This is a genomic window from Stenotrophomonas sp. 05L44_2 (assembly GCF_056665995.1).
The window spans coordinates 1-2,687 of the sequence record NZ_JBFTNR010000586.1; the positions used below are offsets into that span (position 1 = coordinate 1).

Annotated in this window: 2 protein-coding genes and 1 pseudogene; all 3 read left to right on the forward strand. The window is 66.4% G+C overall.

Annotation, left to right across the window (positions count from 1 at the left end; genetic code table 11):
- Positions 1–54: 54 nt before the first annotated feature.
- Entirely contained in the window at positions 55–1,143 is a 1,089-nt protein-coding gene (locus AC1VAN_RS17785; RefSeq protein WP_480986339.1) for an acetylornithine deacetylase, read from the forward strand.
- Positions 1,144–1,217: 74 nt separating this feature from the next.
- Positions 1,218–2,546 (forward strand): acetylglutamate kinase, encoded by a 1,329-nt coding sequence (locus AC1VAN_RS17790; protein WP_025876427.1) that lies wholly within the window; start codon positions 1,218–1,220, stop codon positions 2,544–2,546.
- 5 nt (positions 2,547–2,551) lie between these two features.
- Positions 2,552–2,687 (forward strand): annotated as a pseudogene (locus tag AC1VAN_RS17795) (GNAT family N-acetyltransferase); the annotation flags it as partial.

Sequence of the window (2,687 nt, forward strand, 5' to 3'; positions counted from 1 at the left end):
CGTTCCGGTAGCGCCGGGCCATGCCCGGCGGAATTCCACAGGAACTGTTGATTCATGCTTGAACAGACGCTCGATCACCWGCAGGCACTGGTGTCCTTCGACACCCGCAACCCGCCGCGTGCGATCACCACCGGTGGCATCTTCGATTACCTGCGCGACAAMCTGCCCGGGTTCAATGTGGAGGTGATCGACCATGGCGCCGGCGCGGTCAGCCTGTATGCCGTGCGCGGCACGCCGAAGTACCTGTTCAACGTGCATCTGGACACCGTGCCAGACTCGCCGCACTGGAGTGCCGACCCGCACGTGATGCGCCGCCTGGACGACCGCGTGGTCGGCCTTGGCGTGTGTGACATCAAGGGCGCGGCTGCGGCGCTGGTGGCGGCCGCCAATGCCAGTGATGGCGACGCGGCCTTCCTGTTCTCCAGCGATGAAGAAGCCAACGATCCGCGCTGCATCGCGGCGTTCCTGGCCCGGGGCATTGCGTACGAAGCGGTGCTGGTGGCCGAACCGACCATGAGCGAGGCGGTGCTCGCGCATCGTGGCATCAGCTCGGTACTGATGCAGTTCGCCGGCCGTGCCGGCCATGCGTCGGGCAAGCAGGATGCAGCCGCCAGTGCGCTGCACCAGGCGATGCGCTGGGGCAACCGCGCGCTGGACCATGTCCAATCGCTGGCCTCGGCACGCTTCGGTGGATTGACCGGCCTGCGCTTCAACATCGGGCGCGTGGAAGGTGGCATCAAGGCCAACATGATCGCACCGGCGGCGGAAGTGCGTTTTGGTTTCCGGCCGCTGCCGTCGATGGATATCGATGCGCTGCTGGCGACCTTCGCCGGCTTCGCCGAACCGGAAGCGGCGCTGTTCACCGAAACCTTCCGTGGCCCCAGCCTGCCGGCAGGAGATATCGCCGAAGCCGAGCACCGCCGCCTGCTGGCGCGCGACGTGGCCGACGCGCTGGACCTGCCGATCGGCAACGCGGTGGACTTCTGGACCGAGGCGTCGCTGTTCTCGGCCGGTGGCTACACCACGATGGTGTTCGGTCCGGGCGACATCGCCCAGGCCCACACCGCCGATGAGTTCGTGACGCTGGAGCAGCTGCAGCGCTACACCGATGCCGTACACCTGATCATCGCCGCCGGCGCCTGATCGACCCACAACGCCGCTGCGCTTCTGCGCGGCGGAACTGCAACGCGGCGACCGCCGCCTGTGACGAAACCGAAATGTCTCCTGCCCTCCAGCCCCACCGCCAGACCCGCCAGACCATCGTGCGCCTGCTTTCGAGCATGGCCAGCGCGAAGGAGATCAGCCAGTACCTCAAGCGCTTTTCGCAGCTGGACGCCAAGCGCTTCGCCGTGGTCAAGGTCGGCGGCGCGGTGCTGCGCGACGATCTCGACGCGCTGACCTCCTCGCTGTCGTTCCTGCAGGAAGTCGGCCTGACCCCGATCGTGCTGCACGGCGCCGGCCCGCAGCTGGATGCGGAACTGTCGGCCGCCGGCATTGAAAAGCAGACGGTCAACGGCCTGCGGGTGACCTCGCCGGAAGCGCTGGCGATCGTGCGCCGGGTGTTCCAGCAATCCAACCTGCGCCTGGTCGAAGCGCTGCAGCAGAATGGCGCGCGCGCCACCTCCATCACCGGCGGCGTGTTCGAGGCGGAGTACCTGGGCCTGGACACCTACGGCCTGGTCGGCGAGGTGAAGAAGGTCAACCTGGCGCCGATCGAGGCCAGCCTGCGTGCCGGCTCGATCCCGGTCATCACCAGCCTGGGCGAGACCGCCGGTGGGCAGATCCTCAACGTCAATGCCGACTTCGCCGCCAACGAACTGGTGCAGGAGCTGCAGCCGTACAAGATCATCTTCCTGACCGGTACCGGCGGCCTGCTGGACGAGCAGGGCAGCGTGATTGATTCGATCAACCTGTCCACCGAGTACGACCACCTGATCGCACAACCGTGGATCCACGGTGGCATGAAGGTGAAGATCGAACAGATCAAGTCCCTGCTGGACCGGTTGCCGCTGGAATCGTCGGTGTCGATCACCCGGCCGGCCGACCTGGCCAAGGAACTGTTCACCCACAAGGGCTCGGGAACGCTGGTGCGCAAGGGCGAGAAGGTGCTGCGTGCAACCGCCTGGAGCGAGCTGGACCTGCCGCGCCTGAAGGGCCTGATCGAATCCAGTTTCGGCCGCACCCTGGTGCCGGACTATTTCGAGAGGACCACGCTGCTGCGCGCGTATGTCAGCGAGAACTACCGCACGGCGGTGATCCTCACCGATGAGGCCGAGGGCGTGTACCTGGACAAGTTCGCCGTGCTCGATGATGCCCAGGGCGAAGGCCTTGGCCGCGCGGTCTGGAACGTGATGCGCGAGGAAACCCCGCAGCTGTTCTGGCGCTCGCGCAACGGCAACCCGATCAACCACTTCTACTACGCCGAGTCCGATGGCTGCTACAAGCAGGGTCATTGGAAGGTGTTCTGGTACGGTGCCGATGGCATCGACCGGATCAGGACCTATGTCGACCACTGCGCGGTGCGTGCGCCGAGCCTGGAGGGCTGAGCGCGATGAACCATGCAGACTGGACCCGGGTACCCACGTTGACCGGCACGCATGCGCGGCTGGAACCGCTGCAGATGAGCCACATCGACGGCCTGCGCGGCGCGTTGGGCGAAGGCGCGCTGTCCAGGCTCTGGTACACCC

Excerpts from the sequence above, each read along its gene's own strand:
- AC1VAN_RS17790 (WP_025876427.1), top strand. The coding sequence starts at position 1,218 with ATGTCTCCTGCCCTCCAGCCCCACCGCCAGACCCGCCAGACCATCGTG.